Source organism: Amycolatopsis stemonae, assembly GCF_054781455.1.
In genome coordinates, this window is sequence record NZ_BAAGUJ010000002.1 from 292,154 (window position 1) to 310,893 (window position 18,740).

The 18,740-nt window shown below is 70.3% G+C and carries 17 protein-coding genes, 3 tRNA genes and 1 pseudogene; 13 read left to right on the forward strand and 8 right to left on the reverse strand.

What is annotated here, in order from left to right; all coding sequences use genetic code 11:
• The first annotated feature begins 7 nt into the window (after positions 1-7).
• From ACYVLJ_RS07515 to ACYVLJ_RS07545, 7 genes are all read left to right on the forward strand, one after another.
• A complete protein-coding gene (locus ACYVLJ_RS07515) occupies positions 8-2,197 on the forward strand; it encodes an ATP-binding protein (protein WP_460438159.1) in 2,190 nt (729 codons plus the stop codon).
• Positions 2,198-2,429: 232 nt separating this feature from the next.
• A complete protein-coding gene (locus ACYVLJ_RS07520) occupies positions 2,430-2,597 on the forward strand; it encodes a hypothetical protein (protein WP_460438160.1) in 168 nt (55 codons plus the stop codon).
• Between the two features lie 5 nt (positions 2,598-2,602).
• On the forward strand, positions 2,603-3,538 hold the full coding sequence (locus ACYVLJ_RS07525) for a bifunctional DNA primase/polymerase (protein WP_460438616.1): 936 nt from the start codon (positions 2,603-2,605) through the stop codon (positions 3,536-3,538).
• A 34-nt stretch (positions 3,539-3,572) separates the two neighbouring features.
• Entirely contained in the window at positions 3,573-4,604 is a 1,032-nt protein-coding gene (locus ACYVLJ_RS07530; protein ID WP_460438161.1) for an AAA family ATPase, read from the forward strand.
• A gap of 136 nt (positions 4,605-4,740) precedes the next feature.
• A complete protein-coding gene (locus ACYVLJ_RS07535) occupies positions 4,741-5,460 on the forward strand; it encodes a hypothetical protein (RefSeq protein ID WP_460438162.1) in 720 nt (239 codons plus the stop codon).
• 197 nt (positions 5,461-5,657) lie between these two features.
• On the forward strand, positions 5,658-5,867 hold the full coding sequence (locus tag ACYVLJ_RS07540; protein WP_460438163.1) for a helix-turn-helix domain-containing protein: 210 nt from the start codon (positions 5,658-5,660) through the stop codon (positions 5,865-5,867).
• Positions 5,868-5,877: 10 nt separating this feature from the next.
• The gene (locus tag ACYVLJ_RS07545; RefSeq protein WP_460438617.1) at positions 5,878-7,245 is read left to right on the forward strand and encodes a tyrosine-type recombinase/integrase; all 1,368 of its coding nucleotides are present in this window, start codon (positions 5,878-5,880) and stop codon (positions 7,243-7,245) included.
• Positions 7,246-7,322: 77 nt separating this feature from the next.
• Here the strand turns inward: ACYVLJ_RS07545 and ACYVLJ_RS07550 are convergent.
• The 5 genes and pseudogenes from ACYVLJ_RS07550 to ACYVLJ_RS07570 all read right to left on the reverse strand — a co-directional run bounded on the left by ACYVLJ_RS07550 (position 7,323) and on the right by ACYVLJ_RS07570 (position 8,825).
• Positions 7,323-7,396, reverse strand: a tRNA-Phe gene (locus ACYVLJ_RS07550).
• A gap of 31 nt (positions 7,397-7,427) precedes the next feature.
• Positions 7,428-7,501, reverse strand: a tRNA-Asp gene (locus ACYVLJ_RS07555).
• A 37-nt stretch (positions 7,502-7,538) separates the two neighbouring features.
• Positions 7,539-7,611, reverse strand: a tRNA-Glu gene (locus ACYVLJ_RS07560).
• A 99-nt stretch (positions 7,612-7,710) separates the two neighbouring features.
• Positions 7,711-8,414 (reverse strand): annotated as a pseudogene (locus tag ACYVLJ_RS07565) (SCO6745 family protein).
• A gap of 156 nt (positions 8,415-8,570) precedes the next feature.
• On the reverse strand, positions 8,571-8,825 hold the full coding sequence (locus ACYVLJ_RS07570) for a hypothetical protein (RefSeq protein WP_451971827.1): 255 nt from the start codon (positions 8,823-8,825) through the stop codon (positions 8,571-8,573).
• 811 nt (positions 8,826-9,636) lie between these two features.
• Between ACYVLJ_RS07570 and ACYVLJ_RS07575 the strand changes: the two genes are divergently transcribed.
• Positions 9,637-10,071 carry a hypothetical protein gene (locus tag ACYVLJ_RS07575; RefSeq protein ID WP_257922115.1) on the forward strand — a complete coding sequence of 145 codons (435 nt, stop codon included), beginning with the start codon at positions 9,637-9,639 and terminating at the stop codon, positions 10,069-10,071.
• 87 nt (positions 10,072-10,158) lie between these two features.
• Here ACYVLJ_RS07575 and ACYVLJ_RS07580 read toward each other — a convergent pair whose 3' ends face one another.
• Positions 10,159-10,362, reverse strand: coding sequence for a cold-shock protein (locus ACYVLJ_RS07580; protein WP_003097368.1), 204 nt, complete (start codon positions 10,360-10,362; stop codon positions 10,159-10,161).
• Positions 10,363-10,819: 457 nt separating this feature from the next.
• Here ACYVLJ_RS07580 and ACYVLJ_RS07585 point away from each other — a divergent pair, with 457 nt between their 5' ends.
• The 4 genes from ACYVLJ_RS07585 to ACYVLJ_RS07600 all read left to right on the forward strand — a co-directional run bounded on the left by ACYVLJ_RS07585 (position 10,820) and on the right by ACYVLJ_RS07600 (position 13,524).
• Entirely contained in the window at positions 10,820-12,031 is a 1,212-nt protein-coding gene (locus ACYVLJ_RS07585; RefSeq protein WP_451971821.1) for a L,D-transpeptidase, read from the forward strand.
• 158 nt (positions 12,032-12,189) lie between these two features.
• Entirely contained in the window at positions 12,190-12,486 is a 297-nt protein-coding gene (locus ACYVLJ_RS07590; RefSeq protein ID WP_460438164.1) for a hypothetical protein, read from the forward strand.
• A 4-nt stretch (positions 12,487-12,490) separates the two neighbouring features.
• Positions 12,491-13,042, forward strand: a complete 552-nt coding sequence (locus ACYVLJ_RS07595) for a SigE family RNA polymerase sigma factor (RefSeq protein ID WP_460438165.1) — start codon at positions 12,491-12,493, stop codon at positions 13,040-13,042.
• 5 nt (positions 13,043-13,047) lie between these two features.
• A complete protein-coding gene (locus tag ACYVLJ_RS07600; protein WP_460438166.1) occupies positions 13,048-13,524 on the forward strand; it encodes a hypothetical protein in 477 nt (158 codons plus the stop codon).
• A 345-nt stretch (positions 13,525-13,869) separates the two neighbouring features.
• Here ACYVLJ_RS07600 and ACYVLJ_RS07605 read toward each other — a convergent pair whose 3' ends face one another.
• Complete coding sequence (locus ACYVLJ_RS07605) at positions 13,870-15,243, reverse strand: MFS transporter (protein WP_451971809.1); 1,374 nt, start codon at positions 15,241-15,243, stop codon at positions 13,870-13,872.
• A gap of 201 nt (positions 15,244-15,444) precedes the next feature.
• On the opposite strand from ACYVLJ_RS07605, the gene ACYVLJ_RS07610 reads away from it, so the two are divergent.
• The gene (locus ACYVLJ_RS07610; protein WP_451971806.1) at positions 15,445-16,032 is read left to right on the forward strand and encodes a PaaI family thioesterase; all 588 of its coding nucleotides are present in this window, start codon (positions 15,445-15,447) and stop codon (positions 16,030-16,032) included.
• 9 nt (positions 16,033-16,041) lie between these two features.
• Here ACYVLJ_RS07610 and ACYVLJ_RS07615 read toward each other — a convergent pair whose 3' ends face one another.
• On the reverse strand, positions 16,042-18,738 hold the full coding sequence (locus ACYVLJ_RS07615; RefSeq protein ID WP_460438167.1) for a serine/threonine-protein kinase: 2,697 nt from the start codon (positions 18,736-18,738) through the stop codon (positions 16,042-16,044).
• Positions 18,739-18,740: the final 2 nt, after the last annotated feature.

An 18,740-nucleotide genomic window follows, 5' to 3' on the forward strand; every position in this document is an offset into this window, starting at 1 on the left:
GGACCTGATGAGCGACAACACCGAGCAGACCCCGGCCGCCGGCGAGCTGGCCACCGTCCACCACCTCCCGGTCACGCAGGAGCAGGGCGAGGTGATCGAAGGCGAGATCGTCACCGACGAGGAATACCAGCGGCTGACCTCGCAGAAGGCGCGGGCGATCGCCCGCTACCGCGGCTACGGCAACGACGTGGTGACCGTGGCCCGCACCGCCCGCAACGTGGTCAAGCACGAGCGCACCAAGACCGCGTTCCGTCACGGCGTCGCCTACCCCGCCGCCGGGGTCAAGGTGGTGGTGACCCGGTGGCGCGACACGCACGGCGCCAACCGCTACGAGCGGATGATGCGCGCCGCGGAAGCGGCCGGCGACCACGAGAAACTGCTGGAATGGGAGGCCCGCGACGTCGCGGAGAAGCAGCGTCGCCACGACCGCACGATGGACTGGCTCAAGGCTCCCGGCCAGTGGATCAAGGCCGCGGTCATCGGTTCCGTTGGTGTGACAGGGTTTCTGCTGGTCCTGGGCATCATCCTGGCGATCAACGACGGCGAGATCGGCGAGATCCTGGCGCCCATCACGGGCGTGTTCGACGCGGTCGCGTTCGTGGTGTGGTTCCTGACCACCTACGGGGTGCTGCTGCTGGTCGCCGGCACCGTGGTGGGTGTCGGTTACCTGTACCAGCAGGGCCGCACCCACGGGGACATGCCGGCGTGGCTGGCGAAGCCGGTCGAGGGCGACACGATGGACGAGTTGCCCGACGAGAACACGATCCTGAACGCGTTGAAGAACCTGAACGTCCCGGGGTTCAACCGCGCGGTGAAGGACGGGTGGCGGATCAAGTTCATCACACCGCCGCACAAGGACGGCAAGGGGTGGCGCGCGCAGGTGGCGCTGCCGCCGGCGTGCCCGGTGGAGGAGATCGTCAAGCGCAAGACCACGCTGGCGCACAACCTGGTCCGCTACCCGCGGGAGGTGTGGCCGACCGAGCCGCAACCGTCCGTGTTGGACCTGTGGGTGGCCAAGCCCGGTGCCCTGTCTGGGCCGGTGGACCCGTGGCCGCTGCTGGCCGACCTGGACACGGCGACCGTCGACTACTTCACCGGCGTTCCGGTGGCCGTGACGCTCAAGGGTGACGTGGTGCGCGGCCGGCTGTTCGAGGCGAACTACGCGTTCGGCGGCATGATGGGCTCGGGCAAGTCCACGATGGCGATCAACCTGGTGTTGGGTGCGATGCTGGACCCGTTGGTGGACATCGACGTCGTGGTGATGGCGGAGAACACCGACTACGACCCGATGCGGCCGCGGCTGCGGTCGCTGACCACCGGTGCCGGTGACGACACGGTGGAGGCGTGCCTGAACCTGCTCTACGAGCTGTACGACGACCTTTCCGTGCGGGGCAAGGCACTTCAGGCGCACGCCAGCGACCGGTCGGTGACCCGGGCACTGGCCGAAAAGGACGGACGTCTCCGCCCGCGCGTCGTGGTGATCGACGAGTGCCAGAACCTGTTTATGGGCAAGGACGGTAAGAAGGCGATCGAGGTCGCGTCCAAGCTGATGAGCACCGCGCGCAAGTACGCGATCACGCTGATCTTCCTCACGCCGGAGCCGTCCAAGGACGCTCTCCCGCGCAAGATCACGTCGGTGGCCAGCAATAAGGCGTGCTTTGCCATCGGTGACCAGATGGCCAATGACGCCGTGCTGGGCACCGGGTCCTACAAGGCCGGGATCTCCGCGGTGGGGCTTACGCCGAAGACGGACGAGGGTCCCGGCGACGTCGGCACCTGCATGGCCCGCGGCTTCACCGCACAGCCCGGCCTGCTCCGCTCGTTCTACGTCTCGCCCAATGACGCGCACAAGGTGACCAAGCGCGCGATGGTGCTGCGCGAGCAGGCGGCGCTGCCGGCCGGTCCGGACGCGCCGGCCCCGGCCGGGCCGGTCGATCACCTCGCGAACATCGCCGGCGTGCTCGGCACCGAAGCGCGGATGCGGACGCAGAAGGTGTTGCAGGGCCTGATCGAACGCGACCGTGGCACGTACGAAGAGTGGACCTTCGCCGACCTCGCCGACGCGCTGCCGGAATCGGCCAAGCCGTACAAGACCGGCGGGCACATGCAGGTCTCCGCCGCCCGCGTCCGCGACGCTATCGCGGAGCGTGACGAAACCGACGAGTTCGACGGCGACGAGAACGAAGGGACTGACTGAGGGAGGCAGCAAAACCGAGGGAGTTCTCCCTCGCCGCCTCCCCTGGCCCACCTCCCTCACCTGACCAGCAACGACGCTGACCAGGGAGGCGAGGGAGCTACCTCGGCAAACTCCCTGATCACGGCCCGAAACCCCACCTGAACATCCCCTGACGCGGGTCCCTCCCCGGACCTCGCGCCGGCCGACCCTACCCAAAAACAGGCACACACAGTCACCGGCGAAAGGCGCAGCCATGGCCAGCAAACCGCTCGTGCACCGCGGCACCAAGTCGTGGTGGTCCGGCCGAGTCACCACCCTCTGCGGCCTGGTGATGGAACCCGGCGAGTCCGAGTCGCCCTGGTTCACCAACCCGAAGTGCCCCCTCTGCGAAGCGATCCACCGAGCCAAGAAGGGCAAGTGACCACGATGAACACGACCACAGTGGGCGCCGCACTCGACGCGGCCCGGCGCGGCTGGCACGTCTTCCCGCTCCGCCCGCGGGACAAGCGCCCCGCCGGCCACGGCGAACCTGACTGCCCCGGCACCGGTCGGTGCGCCGGCGGACACCGCACCTGGGAGCAGCGCGCCACCACCGACCCGGACAAGATCCGCGCCGCGTGGACCCACGCCCCCTACGGCATCGGCGTGGCCACCGGCCCGTCCGGGCTCTGCGTGCTCGACCTGGACACTGCCAAGCCCGGCGAAGAGGTGCCGGAGCGGTGGGCCGCGGCCGGCGCACGGTGCGGGGAAGACGTGCTCGCCGTGCTCGCCGACGAGGCTGGCGAAGAGCTTCCCGGCGACACGCTCACGGTCCGGACGCCCTCGGGTGGGCTGCACCTGTACTACCGCGTCCCGGCCGGGGTGGTGCTGCGCAACACCAGCGGCGAGCGGGGGCAGGGGCTCGGGTGGAGGGTCGACACCCGCGCGTGGGGCGGCTACGTCGTCGGCCCCGGCACGGTCACCGACGCCGGCCGGTACGCGTTCCTGTGGGACGGCGAGGTGGCGGAGCTGCCCGGCTGGATGGTCGACCGGCTCACCCCGGCACCGCTGCCGGCCGCGCCGGTGGTGCCGATCCGGCCGGCCGGTAGTCGGCGCTCGCGCTATCTGGACGCCGCGGTCCGGGCGGAGGCCGGAAAGGTCGCCGACGCCAAGACCAGCCGTAACGCCACCCTCTACGCCGCCGCGGTCGCGCTTGGGCAGCTGGTCGAAGGCGACGCGCTCACCGAAGACGAGGTGCGCGCGGCCCTGACGACCGCGGCCGGCCGCCACATCGGCACACGCCAGTTCACCGCCCGCGAAGCCGAACGCACGATCACCTCCGGCCTTCGCGCCGGCGCGAAGCGTCCCCGCCGGATCGCCTGACCTGCACGTTGTCACGTCCCTGGAGGTCCGAACCATGACCACGCCCCGGCCGCTGGCCGCCGTGCCGACACCGCCCGCCCGCCGCACCCGCTGGACGGACGCGGAGCTGATGCGAGAGGAGTTCCCGCCGCCGAAGTGGGCCGTTCCCGGTCTGCTGGCGGAAGGGCTGAACCTGCTGGCCGGTGCGCCGAAGCTGGGCAAGTCGTGGCTCTCGCTCGGGCTCGGGGCCGACATCGCCAACGGCGACCAGGTGTTGGGCTCGATCGAGGTGGAACGCGGCCCGGTCTTCTACTGCGCGCTGGAGGACACGGGCCGGCGGTTGCAGCGCCGGCGGCGGCAGATGCTCGCCGCCGGCGGGAGGGCCGCGCCGCTGCTCACCCTCGAAACCGCCTGCCCCACCATGACCAACGGCGGAGACGCCGTGCTCGTGGAGTGGCTGGAGGAGAACCCGCACGCCCGGCTGGTCATCATCGACACCTACGAGAAGATGCGCGGCACCGACGCGTCGGGCATGTCCGCCTACGCCGGCGACTACGCCGCGGCCGGCCGCTTCAAGCAGCTGGCCGACCACTACAGCGTCCCGTTCCTGCTCATTCACCACGTCCGCAAGCAAGGCGCGGAGGACTGGCAGAACCTCGTCTCCGGCACCAACGGCCTCACCGGCGCGGTGGACGCCACGCTCGTGCTCGAGCGCGGGCGGGGGCAGGCGGACGGAGTGCTGCACGTGACCGGCCGCGACGTCGAAGAGGCCGACTACGCCATGTCCTTCGACCCGCACGCCGGTGCCTGGACCAAGCTGGACGGCCCCGCGGCCGATCACCTGGTCGCCGACACCCGCGCCGAGATCCTGCGCCTGCTGCGAGAGCACGGGCCGCTCAAGCCCGCACGGATCGCCGAAGCGCTCGGCATCGCCCCGGACAACGTCCGTAAGACCTGCTCGCGCATGGCCGACGCGGGACAGCTGCACAAGACACCCGGCGGAACCTACAGCGCCCCGGGGACCAGGGACCTGGGGGACACCACCGGTCGGTCACACCTGTCACCGCTGTCCCCCAACGACACCTGACCAGCGCAAACAGGTGTGACAGGGGGTGTGACACCCCGCGGACCTGTCACACCCCGGCCGTCACCACCCAGCCCAGCCCCGCCCACCGGGTGGGGACGTGACAAACCCCTGCTCACCGCACCGAGAGGAGACCCGGATGTGCCGCTCAGCCGCCGAAGGTGGCCGCCGGTGCAGCGGACGCAGCTGCGGCGCCGCCGGCGCCCGCGCCCGGCAGGCCCGCTGCCGCGCCCGCAACAACCTCGAAGCCGCCCGCATCACCGGCGACCCGGACCGGATCGCCGCCGCCGAAGCGAAGTACACCGCCGTCACCGGCACCCCGCCGCCCCCGCCCAACGTCGCCGGCACCTTCGCCGGCCAGCTGCCCACCACGCCCGAACCGACCGCACCGGAGAAGCCCATGCCCACGCCCGAAGAACCGAAGCCCAGCACGCCGGCCGGGTCGATCGAGGACCGTATCCGCGACGCCGTCGCCAGGCTGGTCACGGACCCGGAAGCACAGTCAGGGGCCGGGATCGTGGACGTTCGCAAGGCCCTCGGGGACGTCGACCAAGACGAGGTGACCCGTGTGCTGATCGACATGGCACGCAACGACCCGAACGTCCACCTCCTGCCGGAAGACAACCGCAAAGCCCTCAGGCAGGAGGACCACGACACCGCGGTCAACTACTCCGGCGAGCCCCAGCACCTCATCCGCATCGAGCGCCCCCGCGACACCAGCGCCAAGGACCGCGTACAAGCAGCCGGCGTCGCCAACGCCAGCCCAGACGATCTCGCCGCCGCACTGCGCGACCCCCTCATCCCGTCGCGCACGTACGACGAGATTCGAGCCGAGCAGAAGCGCCGCGGCCTCGCGTAGCGGCCTGACCTGCACATTGTCACGTCCCCGACAGGTGTGACACCAGCGACCACCCCACCGGTGTCACACCTGTCACTCCGTCACTCAACCCACCCTGACCAGCAGAAACAGGTGTGACAGCACCTGTGACACCCGCCAAAGGAGTCACCCATGTTCGAGCGCTGCCCCCGCACACGCAACGTCCCCTGGAGCACGCAATGGACACCACCACTTCGGACATTCCGCGCACTCTCCTGACTGTCGAAGCCGCCGCGGAACAGCTCAGCATCGGTCGGACCACCATGTATGCCTTGATCAAGACCGGAGAGATCTTGACCGTGCGAATTGGTCACCTCCGGCGTGTTCCTGCGGCGGCGCTCACCGCGTACGTCGAATCGCTCACCACCGCTGCAACTGCGGCCGCCTGAGAGGAAACCCATGCCACGCAAGAAGCGCCCCGAGGGCACGCGCGCACCGAACGGCGCAAGCTCGATTTACCTCGGCAAGGACGGGAAATGGCACGGCCGCGTCACCATGGGAATCCGTGATGACGGCAAGCCGGACCGGCGTCACGTCGAACGCAAAACCGAAGCAGAGGTCATCGAAGCCGTCCGCGCACTGGAAAAGCAGCGCGACTCCGGCAAGGTCAAGAAGGCCGGCCGCTCGTGGACGGTCGAGAAGTGGCTGACTCACTGGCTCGACAACATCGCGCTCCCGTCGGTCCGGTACAAGGCCGGAAACGCATACCGGACCGCGGTGAACAGGCACCTGATTCCGAACCTCGGGGCGCACCGCGTCGACAAGATCGAGCCGGAGCATTTCGAGAAGCTGTACGCCAAGATGCTCAAATCCGGACTTAAGTCGGCGACGGCGCACCAGGTCCACCGGACCGCGCGAACCGCGTTCGGCGAAGCACTCCGCCGCGGACACATCACCCGCAATCCGGTGGAGGTGGCGAAGCCGCCGCGCGTCGAGGATAAGGAGATCGAGCCGTTCGAGTCGAACGAGATCGGCCGGCTTCTGGTGACGGCGCTCTCGCGGCGCAACGGCGCCCGGTTCGTGCTCGCGCTCGCGCTCGGCACACGGCAGGGAGAAACGATCGGATTGAAGTGGTCACGGCTCGACCGGGAAAACCGGGCGCTGCGGATCGCCAAGCAGTTGCAACGCCAAACGTGGCAGCACGGGTGCGACAACCCGCACAAGTGCGGAGCGAAGTACCACAAGGCGGCGCCGTGCCCCGAAGACTGCAAACGGCACCACCGCAAGCCGTGCCCGCCGCCGTGTCCGCCGGACTGCGTGAGCCACGCCCGGTGGTGCCCACAGCGGCACGGTGGCGGGCTGGTCGAAGTCGACGTGAAGTCGTCGGCCGGCCGCCGGGGCATCGTGCTGCCGGACCGGCTCTACGACCTGCTGATGACGCACGAGGAACAGCAGGCCAAGGAGCGGGAGCACGCCGGGTCCGAGTGGCACGGGGGCGAGTGGATGTTCACCCAGCCGAACGGGAAGCCGCTCGACCCGCGCCGCGACCTGGACGAGTGGAAAGCGCTGCTCGAAGAGGCCGGCGTGCGGGAAGCCCGGTTGCACGACGCGCGGCACACCGCGGCCACTGTGCTGCTCGTGCTCGGGGTGCCGGAGCGGGCCGTGATGGAGTTCATGGGCTGGTCGAACAGCACCATGGCGAAGCGGTACCAGCACATGACCGGCGGGCTTCGTCGGGACATCGCGGACCAGCTGAACGAGTTCCTGTGGAAGCCCGACCACAAGGCCAAGGGCAAGCGACGGAAGGGGCGCAAGAGGGGCGATTGAGACGGAGACTGAGACGGAACGCACGCGAAACAGCCCCCGCCGGGTTCGGTGGGGGCTGTTTTGGCTGATCAGAACGGTGGCCAGGGCCGGGGTCGAACCGGCGACCTTCCGCTTTTCAGGCGGACGCTCGTACCAACTGAGCTACCTGGCCGGGAACGCCGGCGAGGAGCCGAACGATCTTGCGACCCTGACGGGACTCGAACCCGCGACCTTCGCCGTGACAGGGCGACGCGCTAACCAACTGCGCCACAGGGCCTTGCGTGTACTGCTGTGTTGCCGACTACTGTACTGCGTACTCCCAACGGGATTCGAACCCGCGTTGCCGCCTTGAAAGGGCGGAGTCCTAGGCCGCTGGACGATGGGAGCCCGGCCGGTTTCGGGTGACCGACCGACCGCGCTCTCAGGTCCCCCCGGGAGCGATTACAAGCATAGGGCACGCCGCCACCGCTTTGCACCGGGGGCTCCTTAACCCCTGGCCGAGGCCGGGACCTGCGCAAACAGGTGGGCCAGGCGGCGTTCGAGCTCGGTCCGCTCCGCCGGCGTCAGCGAGGCGGTCAGCAGCTCGTCGATCCGCTCGTCGGTCAGGGCCTCCGCGCGGTGCCACCGGTCACGCCGTGCGCAGCAGCCGGGCGCGGCCGCCCTCGGGGTCGGCGATCACGGCCTCCGGGACCGACAGTCCCACGGCTCGCAGCGCCGCGAAGTGCAGGCCGCCGCGCAGCTCGCGGAAGACCGTCAGCGCGAAGCCGACCCGTTCGACGTCCGCCGTGGGGCGCGGCGCGTTCTTCCAGCCCGCCGGCGTCGGCGGCGTCGATGGCGCGGAACAGCAGCTCCGCCAGACGGCCGGGCTCCGATACGGCCGAAAGGTTGACGCGCGACCGCCGGGCCGATGACTCCGAGTAGGCACGGACGGCGGCGGGCGCGTCCAAGACCGCGGCCGCCGGCGGCAGGACGTACTCGAAGAGCCAGTGCGGGAAGATCCCGAACAGCTCCGCGGCGACCTTCGGCGGGACGTCCCCGAGCACCGCCGAACGCCCCCGCACGTAAAGGGAGCGCGGCGGCAAGCCGGCCTCGGCCTCGACCGCCGCCGGCTCCGGCGACGTCATGAACTTCCCGCCCAGCACCTGCACCACGGACTGGATCCGGCTCGCCGCGCCTTCGATCATCATCATGGCCGCCCCTTTCGCCACGGCAAACGTAACACTGTTACGAAACTGGCGTCAAGAAACCCCCGAGACCTCGCGAATCATTGCCCGGAAACGGAAACACCCCGCACGAACCCCACGGGACAGGCTCGGCGACACCCGCCGAGCCCACCCGGAACACCCTCAACGCTGGACCGGCGCCTGCCCGTCGTCGTCCAGGTTCAGGCCCAGCATCTCCAGCAGCTGAACACAGTCCTCGACCCCCAGCGCACCATTCGCCACCGCCAGCCGGGCCCGCCGGACCTGATCGTCCGACACCCGCTGCGCATCCGCGGCCCCACTCCGCTGCGCCGGCAACCCCCCGGCGAACTGAGCACTCCCCCCATCGGCACCTTCGTACCGAAGGAGGAACTGCCGCACTTCAACAGACCCGCTCATAGCCCCTCCATACGGCTCACAACAGCTTGGCCGCGAGGCTAACCAGCGCCGGCCGCCACACACAGCCCCCCGGAGAGTGAACCTGAGGCCACGCTCCGCTCAACGCAGCGCAATCGGCAACACCGAAGAAGCACACCACCCGAACGAACGTCACCCGGCGCGGAAGTGACACCGCACGCGGAAATTTCCCGCGCTCCACTCGCCCAAGGGCGAAACTCGTGCAACAATCGAAGTGCTGACACACCCCCGGTCAGCGCCTGTGGAGATCCCCTCCGACCCCCGCGTTCCTCCCCCTGGCGCGGGGGTCCTCCATTTCCGGGGGCGCTTCGCTTTCCCCCGTTCATTCCGGCGTATTGCCCGGGGGCCGAGCCCCCGGACCCCCACGGTGCGGCTGGTGCGGCTTCCAGCCCGGTTGGCTTTTCGCTTCGGGCGCTGGGCGCCCTTGCGGCGTCTGTCTGGTTGGTCGTGTTCGTTCGGCATCGTGTTGTGCCGCCTGCTGCTGGCGGCACCGCTCCCGGCTCGCCGCCGCCCGTCGTCCCGCACCCCCGGCCGTGCCTCGCCGCTGTTCTTCGCGCGTCGCCTTTCGTGCGTGGCCGTCGCGACTCGCTCACCTTCGCCCATCGCCACCTCCGACCTCAGCTGATCCTGGGTGGGCTTGTCGTGATCGATTCGTTGCGTTAACGGCCTGTTGCGGTGTGTTTATTGGGTGTTGGGCCGTTTGGGTGGGGGTTGGGCTGAATGGGGCGGGTTCTCAGCGTGTCGTGGCTCACAGTGGTTTGCGGGGCGAGACCTAACCGTTATCGTGGCCTGCGTGCCTCTTCCCTCCCTTGGCCGCTTGAGCAGCCGGACGAACCTCAAAGCCGCGTCCTCCGGACGCCATCGTGGTGCCGCGAAGCCTGCGGACGATGGTGTTGTCGAGGACAAGGAACTCACCTCCTACCTCGCCGCCCTGGCGCCCGATGCCGACAACGAGAGCACCGGGACCGGCAAGCGGTTCGGCGAGGCCCAGGTCATCCAGCTCCGGATGAGCCTCATCGCCAACCAGCAGCTGAAGGACATCGCCGCCGAGCGGGACATCTCGCCCCAGGCGCTCGCTCAGGAGTGGATCCTCGAGCGGCTCAACTGGGAAGGCCAGGCCTCCTCGCTGCAGGACCAGCGCCAGCACGCCGGCGACCTGCACGACCTCACCGACGAGTTCCACTTCCCCGCCGACGCCTTCGACGCGCCGGCCGTCGGGCGACGGTAACCTCCAAACCCCACGAGAAAGGGCCCCCGGCGATGACATCGCCGGGGGCCCTTCGCTCAGGCCTTAAGACACGCAGAGGGCCTGTTGTCAGATCGCGCGGACCTTCTGGGCCTGCGGCCCCTTCTGACCCTGGCCGACCTCGAACTCCACCCGCTGGTTCTCCTCGAGGGTGCGGAAGCCGCGGCCCTCGATCTCCGAGTAGTGCACGAACACGTCGCCTTCGCCGCCGTCCTGCGCGATGAAGCCGAAGCCCTTCTCCGCGTTGAACCACTTCACAGTGCCTTGCGCCACCGCTGTACTCCTCGTTACACAGATCCGCTTCGAATGCCACCGAAGCGGCACCCCGACCGTCCCGGGCGGTTCCAACGAGTCGAGTCAAGAGCGTGTCGGCTCCATGGCTCGCGTCAGAAGTTCCGCGAGTGTGAAGCCACTAACACGCAAAACGACGGCCTGAGAGCAGACTACCGGGATCTGGCCAAAGTTGAACCCCGTGATCGAGGCGAAAACCGCCTGTCCGGGCCAAGGTCACCGGAACGTCGTAGGGCTCCCGGCCACGATCTGCCGGACCCACCGGATAGTCTTGCGCAGCACAGCGACACCGTGATCACCGGACACGGCTCGGAGTCGTTCGTACCCCCTCGGTGAAGACTTCCGGCGACCATTGTGACCTTCGTCACGCGACTTCTGCTCAACGTCGCCGGTCCACGGGACGTCTCGATGAGGGGAAGCACCAAAGGGGCAAAGGGGAATGGGTGTGACGGTGAGGACTTCCACGCGGCGCCGGGGCGCGGCTGTGGCACTGGGCTTGGTCGCCGTGCTCACGCTGGGGGCGTGCAGCAGCGAGCCGACCGTGTCGGCGAGCGGGACTTCGGGCGGGGGCCCGACTTCCGCGCCCGCGCCGAGCGCGCAGCCCGCGAAGCTGACGGTCACGCCGGCCGGCGGCGCGCAGGACGTGGCACCCGGCGAACCGGTCGGCGTCCAGGTCGCCGACGGCACGATCGTCTCGGTGACGCTGACGAACCCGGACGGCAAGCAGGTCCAGGGGCAGACGTCGGCGGACAAGAAGAGCTGGAGCACCACCGAACAGCTCGGCTACGGCAAGACCTACACCTGGGCGGGCCAGGCGCAGGGCGCGGACGGCAAGAACGTGGCCATCGGGGGCGCGTTCACCACGGTGAAGCCGCGGCGCCAGATGTCGGCCAGCCTGAACGTGGGCGACGGCCAGACGTACGGCATCGCGATGCCGATCGCGCTGAGCTTCCCGAGCCGGGTCACCGACAAGGCGGCCGTCGAAAAGGCGCTGTCGGTCGAGACCACGCCGAAGACCGAAGGCTCGTGGGGCTGGACGGACGGCGACACGTCGGTGCACTGGCGGCCCAAGGAGTACTACAAGCCGGGCACCACGGTGAAGGTCAACGCCAAGATCTACGGCGTCAAGATCGGTGACGGCACGTACGGCAAGCAGGACGTGTCGGCCAGCTTCACCATCGGCCGTTCGCAGATCGTCAAGGGCAACACCCAGCAGCACACGATGCAGGTGATCCGCGACGGCCAGCAGATCGCCGACTACCCGGTGAGCTACGGCCTCGACTCCGACCCGGGCCGCGTCACGCACAGCGGCACGCACGTCGTGATGGGCAAGCAGGCCACGTACGCGATGAGCAACCCGAAGTACCACTACGAAAACGTCGTGGTGCCGTGGGCGGTCCGGATCTCCAACAACGGCGAGTTCATCCACGGCCTCGCGGCGTCGGTCTGGGCACAGGGCAAGAAGAACATCTCGCACGGCTGCCTGAACCTCTCGCCCGCGCGGGCCAAGGAGTACTACGACGGCGTGCTCACGGGCGACCCCGTCGAGATCACCGGCAGCACGCAGACGCTGAGCGCCAAGGATGGCGACTACAGCGACTGGACGTACGACTGGGCGAGCTGGCAGAAGCTGTCGGCGCTCGCCGGCTGAGACCACCGAGGAAGACCGGGCGGCCGGGAAGTCCACGCGGGCTTCCCGGCCGTTCGCGTTTCGCCGGAAATCCGGTGCAACCCCGGTGATCACCGGGCGCATGACTAAGGGCAGAGGCGCGGCGATCCACGGCCGCGCCCGCGAGAAGAGGAGCTGTCTTGCGTATCCGTATCGCCCTTTCCCTCGGCGCTCTCGTGCTCGCCGGTGGTGCCCTGACCGGGGGCATCGCGCTGGCTTCGGAGGCGCAGCCGCCGGCCCCGACCACGGCGCGGCCGACCCCGACCGAGCCGCCGTCCGCGATCCCGACCACGAGCCGGCCCGCCCAGGCGCCGGCGGCCGTGCCCGCGCCGCGTGCGACGACCAAGGCACCCTCCCGGACGCCGCGCGTTCCCGTCGCCGTGCCCGCCGGGCCGACCGGTGACCTGCACCTGCCGGCCGTCGGGGTGACCCGGTAGCCCGGTGATCTCCCGCTCCCGTCCGTCGACCGGGCCGGGCTCGCCGTGGGACGGCGAGTTCGCCCGGTACTTCGGCGAGCGCGCGCACAGCCTGCGGTCCACGGCCTTCCTGCTCTGCGGTGACTGGCACCAGGCCGAGGACCTCACGCAGGCCGCGCTGCTCAAGCTGTACCTCGCCTGGCCGAGGCTGTCGCGCCACGACGCCTTGGACGCCTACGCCCGCAAGGTCGTGCTGCGCACGTTCCTCGCCGAGCACCGGCGCAGCAGGTGGAAACGGGAGCGCCTCACCGACACGCCGCCGGAACTCCCGGCGGAGGCCGGGCGCGAGCAGGACATGCTGGTCCGGCAGGCCCTGGCCGTCCTGGCCCCCAAGCAGCGGGCCGTGCTGGTGCTGCGGTACTTCGAGGACCTGAGCGTCGAGGAGACGGCGCAGGCGCTCGGCTGCAGCACCGGCACGGTCAAGAGCCAGGCCTCGCGGGGCCTGGCGACGTTGCGCAACCGGCTCGGCCCGCACTACGGCGCGCTGACCTTCAGCGCGACCACGGAGGGGAGGTGACGAACATGGACCCCGAAGACGACGTCCGCGCGATCCTGACCGGCGCGGCCGGCGGCCCGCAGCCGCCGATGCGCCTCGAAGCCACCGACGTGATCGAGCGCGGCGGCCGGGTCCGGCGACGACGCAAGCGATTCGCCGTCGCCGGCACCTCGGCCGCGACGGCGGTGATCCTCGCGGTGGCGGGCTTCCTGGCCGCTCACCGCGCGGGCCCGCCGGAGCCGGTGCAGCCCGCCGGGCCCGGGTTGTCCACGATCGGCACGGCCTCCCCCGCGCCGTCGACCCCGGAGGACGTGCCGGCGACGTCCGTCGCGCCGCCGGCGGCCGAGCCGACCCGCACGCCGGGGCGCACCCAGCAGCCGGTCCCGGAGATGCCGTCCGCGAGCCGGGCGACCGGACGGCCGACGCCGACCACCACCGCGCCGCCCTCGGCTCCGCGGACGAGCAAGATCCCGGTCGCACCCTCGGCCACCACCACGCGCTAGCGACGTTTCCGCAGGTCAGCGACGTGGTGTAGATCACCGCGCCGAAGTGGGTTTCGGACGAAATACCCGGGCGGGTCGTGGCGATATGCCCTGTGGTGTTCCGATCGGACACCGGAGGAACTGCTCAGCCGGACGCTCGGTCGCCGGCCCGAGAAACCGAGGAGGAAGCACATGGTGCTCGCCGCATTGATCGTCGAAACCGGAATCGCTGTCGTGGTCGCTGGAGCGCTGGCCGCTTGGTCCCGCAAGCGCTTCGCTCCTCGGAGCAACGCCAGCTGACCCGCAGCGCACGTGTGCCCCGCCCGGTGATCCGGACGGGGCACACGTTATTTCGGGGGCGGCCGCTCAACGCTGAGCGGACGCTCCGGTCAGGGACTTGCCGCCGGTGTCCTCGGTGTCGATCTGCTCGATCGGGACCTGCGAGGTCTCCGGGATCTTGATGATCGGGACGATCGCGATCAGCGCCGCGATGATCAGGTAGTACGCCGGCCAGTCTTCGTTGCCGGTGCCCTTGACGAGCGCGGTCACGACGACGCCGCACGTACCTCCGAAGATCGACGTCGAGACGTTGTAGCCGATCGCGAACGAGCCGTAGCGCACGCGGGTCGGGAACATCGCCGGGAACGTCGAGCCGATCACGGCCAGCATGAGGACCAGCAGCAGCGCCACGATCAGGAAGCCGACGAACAGCCACAGGACGCTGCCGGACTGCATGAGCTTGAGGCTGGGCCAGCTCAGCACCACGAACCCGATGGCCGCGGTGAGCAGCAGGGGTTTCCGGCCGATCCGGTCCGACAGCGCGCCGAGCGGGATGATGACCGCCATCTGGATGATCTCGACACCGATGATGATCAGCGTGGACGTGTTGTCGTTGATGCCGAGGGTGTCGGTGAAGTACGTCGGCATCGTGGTCAGCAGCAGGTAGTCCGCGATGTTCAGCAGCAGCACGATGCCGATCAGGTTGAGGATCATCCGCCAGTTGCGGGCGAAGATCTCCTTGAGCGGCGACTTCTGCGGCGCCTGGCCGGCGGCCTCCATCCGGCGGAACTCCGGGGTGTCCTCGAGCTTGTTCCGCAGGTACAGCCCGACCATGCCGAGCGGCAGCGCGACGAAGAACGGGATCCGCCAGCCCCAGGCGTCGACCTGCTCGGCCGACATGGACAGCGTCACCGAAAGCACCACGAGGTTGCCGAGCACGTAACCGGCCAGCGTGCCGAGCTCCAGGAAGCTGCCGAAGAAGCCCCGGCGTTTCGTCGGCGAGTACTCGGCGATGAACGTCGCCGCACCGCCGTACTCCCCACCGGTCGAGAAGCCCTGGATGATCCGGAGCAGCAGGATCGCGATCGGCGCCGCGATGCCCATGCTGTAGCTGCCGGAGTACGTCGGCAGGACACCGACCAGGAAGGTGCACCCGGACATCAGCAGGATCGTGATGGCGAGGACCCGCTTGCGCCCGATCTTGTCGCCGAGGGGGCCGAAGAACGCGCCGCCGAACGGCCGCACGATGAAGCCGACCGCGAGCAGCGCCAGCGACTTCAGCACGGCGTTGCCTTCGCCGGGGAAGAACTCCGAGCCGATGCTGACCGCGATGGCACCGGAGGTGAAGACTCCGTAGTCGTACCACTCGGTGGCGTTGCCCATGGCCGAGGCCCAGACGGCCCGCTTGACGGTTCTTTCGTCGGCCTTCGGTGCGCTCGTCTTTCCTGCTGGTTCGCTCATGCCGGCGACGACCTCCTCCGTGCAGTGCCCATTGGGCCGTTCGAGCTCATCAACCCAGTCTTGCCCGGTGGGCAGCGGTCGGCAGTCTGAGCCGGAAATCTTCTACGGTGGGGAACTTTCCGGCTACTGAGAGGTGTACGTTGCCTGCATACGCCGCGGGTCGCGCGCGGCGGGCGGCTACCGGCGAGTTAACGTCAGCGCATGAGTCGTGTTTCTCAACCCTGGCCGCCGGTGCCGGTGGAGCCGGCGGTCCCGCACCCGAAGGCGCCGGAGCCGGGCACTGAGCTCGGCGTGCACTTCGGCGAGTGCTTCGGGTGCGGCGACGAGCTCGAGGCCGGCCTGCACCTGCGCTCGACGGTCGGCGAGGGCCAGGTGATCCACTCGCGGTTCACCGTGACCGCGGCCCACCAGGGCGCGCCCGGGCTCGCCCACGGCGGCCTGCTGGCCTGCGCGTTCGACGAGGCCCTCGGCTCGACGGTCGGCAACCTGATGCGCCGCCCGGCGGTGACGGGCAAGCTCGAGACGGACTTCCGGCGCCCGGTCCCGGTCGGCTCGACGTTGTTCATCCAGGCCCGCCTGGACGGCATCGCGGGCCGCAAGATCTACGTCAGCGCCGACGGCCGCCTCGACGCCGAGGACGGCCCGATCGCGGTCAGCGCCCGCGCGCTGTTCATCGTGGTGGGCTTCGACCACTTCAGCACGCACGGCGACCCGCAGGCGCTGGAGAAGCTGGCTGCCCAGCACGAGAAGAACCAGCGGCAGCGCGGCGACTGGGAGATCAACCCCTGACGCCGCTCGTCAGGTGAGCGTGCGGGGGCGGACGGCGTTGGCCCGGTCGACCAGCTCGACGCGCTGCTCGACCGTCCCGGCCAGCCGCGCCAGGGCGCGGTAGCACCGTTCCAGCCCGAACCGCAGCTCACGCTCCTCCAGCGCGCACCCCAGCACGCGCGCGCCCGGGGTGGGTTTGCCCTGCTTGAGCCACTCGTGCGCGGCTTCGAGCACGCCGGCGGACAGCCGTGTCTGACGTTCGACGTCCAGCCGGAGCCGCTCGAGGCGCGCCGACGCGTCGAGCAGGTCGTGCTCGGTCACCGGCGTCTCGCGGCCGTTCGCCTTGGTCGCCGTCGTCTTGATCTTGATCGCGGCGACCTGCGCGTCGACGTAGTGGGTCGAGGACGGCGGGACCGTCTCGAGCACCTCCACGGCGCTGTTGCGCGCGCCCTGCGCGAGGTACACCCGCGCGAGGCCGAACGCGGCGCTGACGTAGGTCCGGTCCGTCCGCCAGACCAGCTCGTAGAACCGTGCCGCGGCGAAGTAGTCGCCGACGCCCTCGGCGCTGATGCCCAGCGCGAGCTTCGGCGCGATCTCGCCGGGCAGGTCGTCGTACACGGATTCGAACGCGACCTGCGCGACCCGCGAGCGGCCGCCGGCCAGCTCGATCAGGCCGCGGTACCAGTCGATCCGCCAGTCGTGCGGGAAGCCGTTCTTGATCGCCAGGTACTGCGCCGCCTGCAGCTGCCGCTGCGCCTCGGCCAGCTCGCCCAGCTCGATGCGGGCGCGCACGATCCGCAGCCGCACCTCGATCGACTCGCGCGGCGCGCCGGCCAGGGCCTCGATGGCGCCACGCGGGTCGAGCGCGGTCGTCGTCGCGAGCACGCCGGCCGCCGGGTCGTCCGTGTCCACCTGCGGGATCGGCAGGCCGGCGACGACCTCGTCCGCGCCGGGCAGCGGCACGCTCCGGCCGGTCTCCGGCACCACGAGCTGCACGCCGAAGGTGCGGCTCTCCGGGCCGAACACCGTCGACGCGCCGGGCCGCGGCTTGCCGGTGCCCAGCGCCATGATCTCGCGCAGCACGCCGGTGAGCTGGTCGCCCATCTCCTCGGCGGAGAGGAACCGCCGGTCCGGGTCGGCGTGCGTCGCGCGCCGCAGGAACCGGTAGTACGAACCGAACAGCGCGAACAGCGGGACCGCGTCCGGGCCGGGCAGGCTCGTCTTGAACTTGGTGGTGTAGCCGGTGAACTCGAAGCTCAGCACGGCGAGCGTGCGCCCGACGGTGAACAGGTCCGACGCCACCGACGCGCCCTGCTTCGCCAGTTCCGGCGCGCTGTAGCCGGTGGTGAAGAACAGCGGGCTCTCGTAGTCGTCCATCCGCCGGACCGCACCCAGGTCGATCAGCTTCAGCTGCTCGTTCGTCTGGATCACGTTGTCCGGCTTGAGGTCGCAGTAGAGCAGGTTCTGGCTGTGCAGGTAGCCGAGCGCGGGCAGGATCTCCAGCCCGTACGCGATGACCTGGCCGATCGGCAGCGGCTCGGGGCGACGGCTTTCGCGGTGGTGCGCGAGCGCGAGCTGCCGCAGCGACTGGCCACCGACGTACTCCATGACGATGTAGCCGACGGTCGTGCCGCTCTGGCGGTCCGGGTGCTGCACGAAGTTGTGGATCTTGACGATGTTGGGGTGCTCGACCTCGGCCAGGAACCGCTGTTCGTTGGCCGCGGCCGCCATCGCCGTCTGGTCACCGGTGTCGATCAGTCCTTTGAGGACGACCCAGCGGTCGGACACGTTGTGGTCCTGCGCCAGGTAGATCCAGCCCAGGCCGCCGTAGGCGAGCGCGCCGAGCACCTCGTACTGGCCGCCGACCAGCTCGTTCGGCTGCAGCTTCGGGACGAACGAGAACGGCGCGCCGCAGTTGTCGCACTTTCCTTCGGCGGCACCGGGTTTCCCGTCCTTGCCGCGGCCGACCTTCGCGGCGCAGTTCCCGCAGAACCGCTTTTCCTCCGAGACCACCGGGTTCGTCAGCACCGCGGACGCGGGGTCGCGCGCGGGGACCGGCGGGACCTCGACCAGGCCGGCACCGAGCCGCCCGCGACGCGACCGCGAAGTCCTTGACGACGTCCGCCGCGACGTGCCGGGGAACGCCCCGGAGCCGGACCGGGAGTCCGAGCCGCTGCCGGTGCCCGTGCCGGTCCCGGTGTGGCGGCCTTCGCTGGTGCGCTCGGGCAGGACGCTCTCGGTGCCCGGGTCGGGCAGCGGCGTCCCCGGGCCGGAGTCGGGCCGCGGCGCCGGCGGCATGATGCTCTGGGTCTCCGGCGCCGGCGCGGCGAGCACGCTCGTCGGCTGCGGCGCGTTCGCGTCCGGCCGGATGGCCTGCGTCGGCGGCTGCGCGGCCTGCGTCGGCTGGACCGGCGGCACGACCGGGGTGATGCTGCCCGGCGGGCGGGTCGGGTCTTCGGCGCCCGGGATCGTCCCGCGCACGGCCGACGGCTGCCCGCGCGGCGGCGTCGGCGGACGGCGCACGGGCGCGTGGATGACGGTCTCCTCGCCACCGGGCTTCCCGGGACCACCCTGCCTGCCGGCGGGTTCGGCGTCGTCGAGACGGCCGGAGATCGACGGCTCCGGGGTCTCCCACCGCACCGGTGGCGGCGGCTGCCAGCTCGGCGTGGCCGGCTGCGGCTCCCCGTCCGGCGCGGCGTGCCGAGGACGGCGCGGCTCCTCCGACACTG

Coding starts and splice junctions, on each gene's coding strand:
- ACYVLJ_RS07515 (WP_460438159.1), top strand. CDS start 8: ATGAGCGACAACACCGAGCAGACCCCGGCCGCCGGCGAGCTGGCCACC.
- ACYVLJ_RS07520 (WP_460438160.1), top strand. CDS start 2,430: ATGGCCAGCAAACCGCTCGTGCACCGCGGCACCAAGTCGTGGTGGTCC.
- ACYVLJ_RS07525 (WP_460438616.1), top strand. CDS start 2,603: ATGAACACGACCACAGTGGGCGCCGCACTCGACGCGGCCCGGCGCGGC.
- ACYVLJ_RS07530 (WP_460438161.1), top strand. CDS start 3,573: ATGACCACGCCCCGGCCGCTGGCCGCCGTGCCGACACCGCCCGCCCGC.
- ACYVLJ_RS07535 (WP_460438162.1), top strand. CDS start 4,741: ATGTGCCGCTCAGCCGCCGAAGGTGGCCGCCGGTGCAGCGGACGCAGC.
- ACYVLJ_RS07540 (WP_460438163.1), top strand. CDS start 5,658: ATGGACACCACCACTTCGGACATTCCGCGCACTCTCCTGACTGTCGAA.
- ACYVLJ_RS07545 (WP_460438617.1), top strand. CDS start 5,878: ATGCCACGCAAGAAGCGCCCCGAGGGCACGCGCGCACCGAACGGCGCA.
- ACYVLJ_RS07570 (WP_451971827.1), bottom strand. CDS start 8,825: ATGAGCGGGTCTGTTGAAGTGCGGCAGTTCCTCCTTCGGTACGAAGGT.
- ACYVLJ_RS07585 (WP_451971821.1), top strand. CDS start 10,820: ATGGGTGTGACGGTGAGGACTTCCACGCGGCGCCGGGGCGCGGCTGTG.
- ACYVLJ_RS07600 (WP_460438166.1), top strand. CDS start 13,048: ATGGACCCCGAAGACGACGTCCGCGCGATCCTGACCGGCGCGGCCGGC.
- ACYVLJ_RS07605 (WP_451971809.1), bottom strand. CDS start 15,243: ATGAGCGAACCAGCAGGAAAGACGAGCGCACCGAAGGCCGACGAAAGA.
- ACYVLJ_RS07610 (WP_451971806.1), top strand. CDS start 15,445: ATGAGTCGTGTTTCTCAACCCTGGCCGCCGGTGCCGGTGGAGCCGGCG.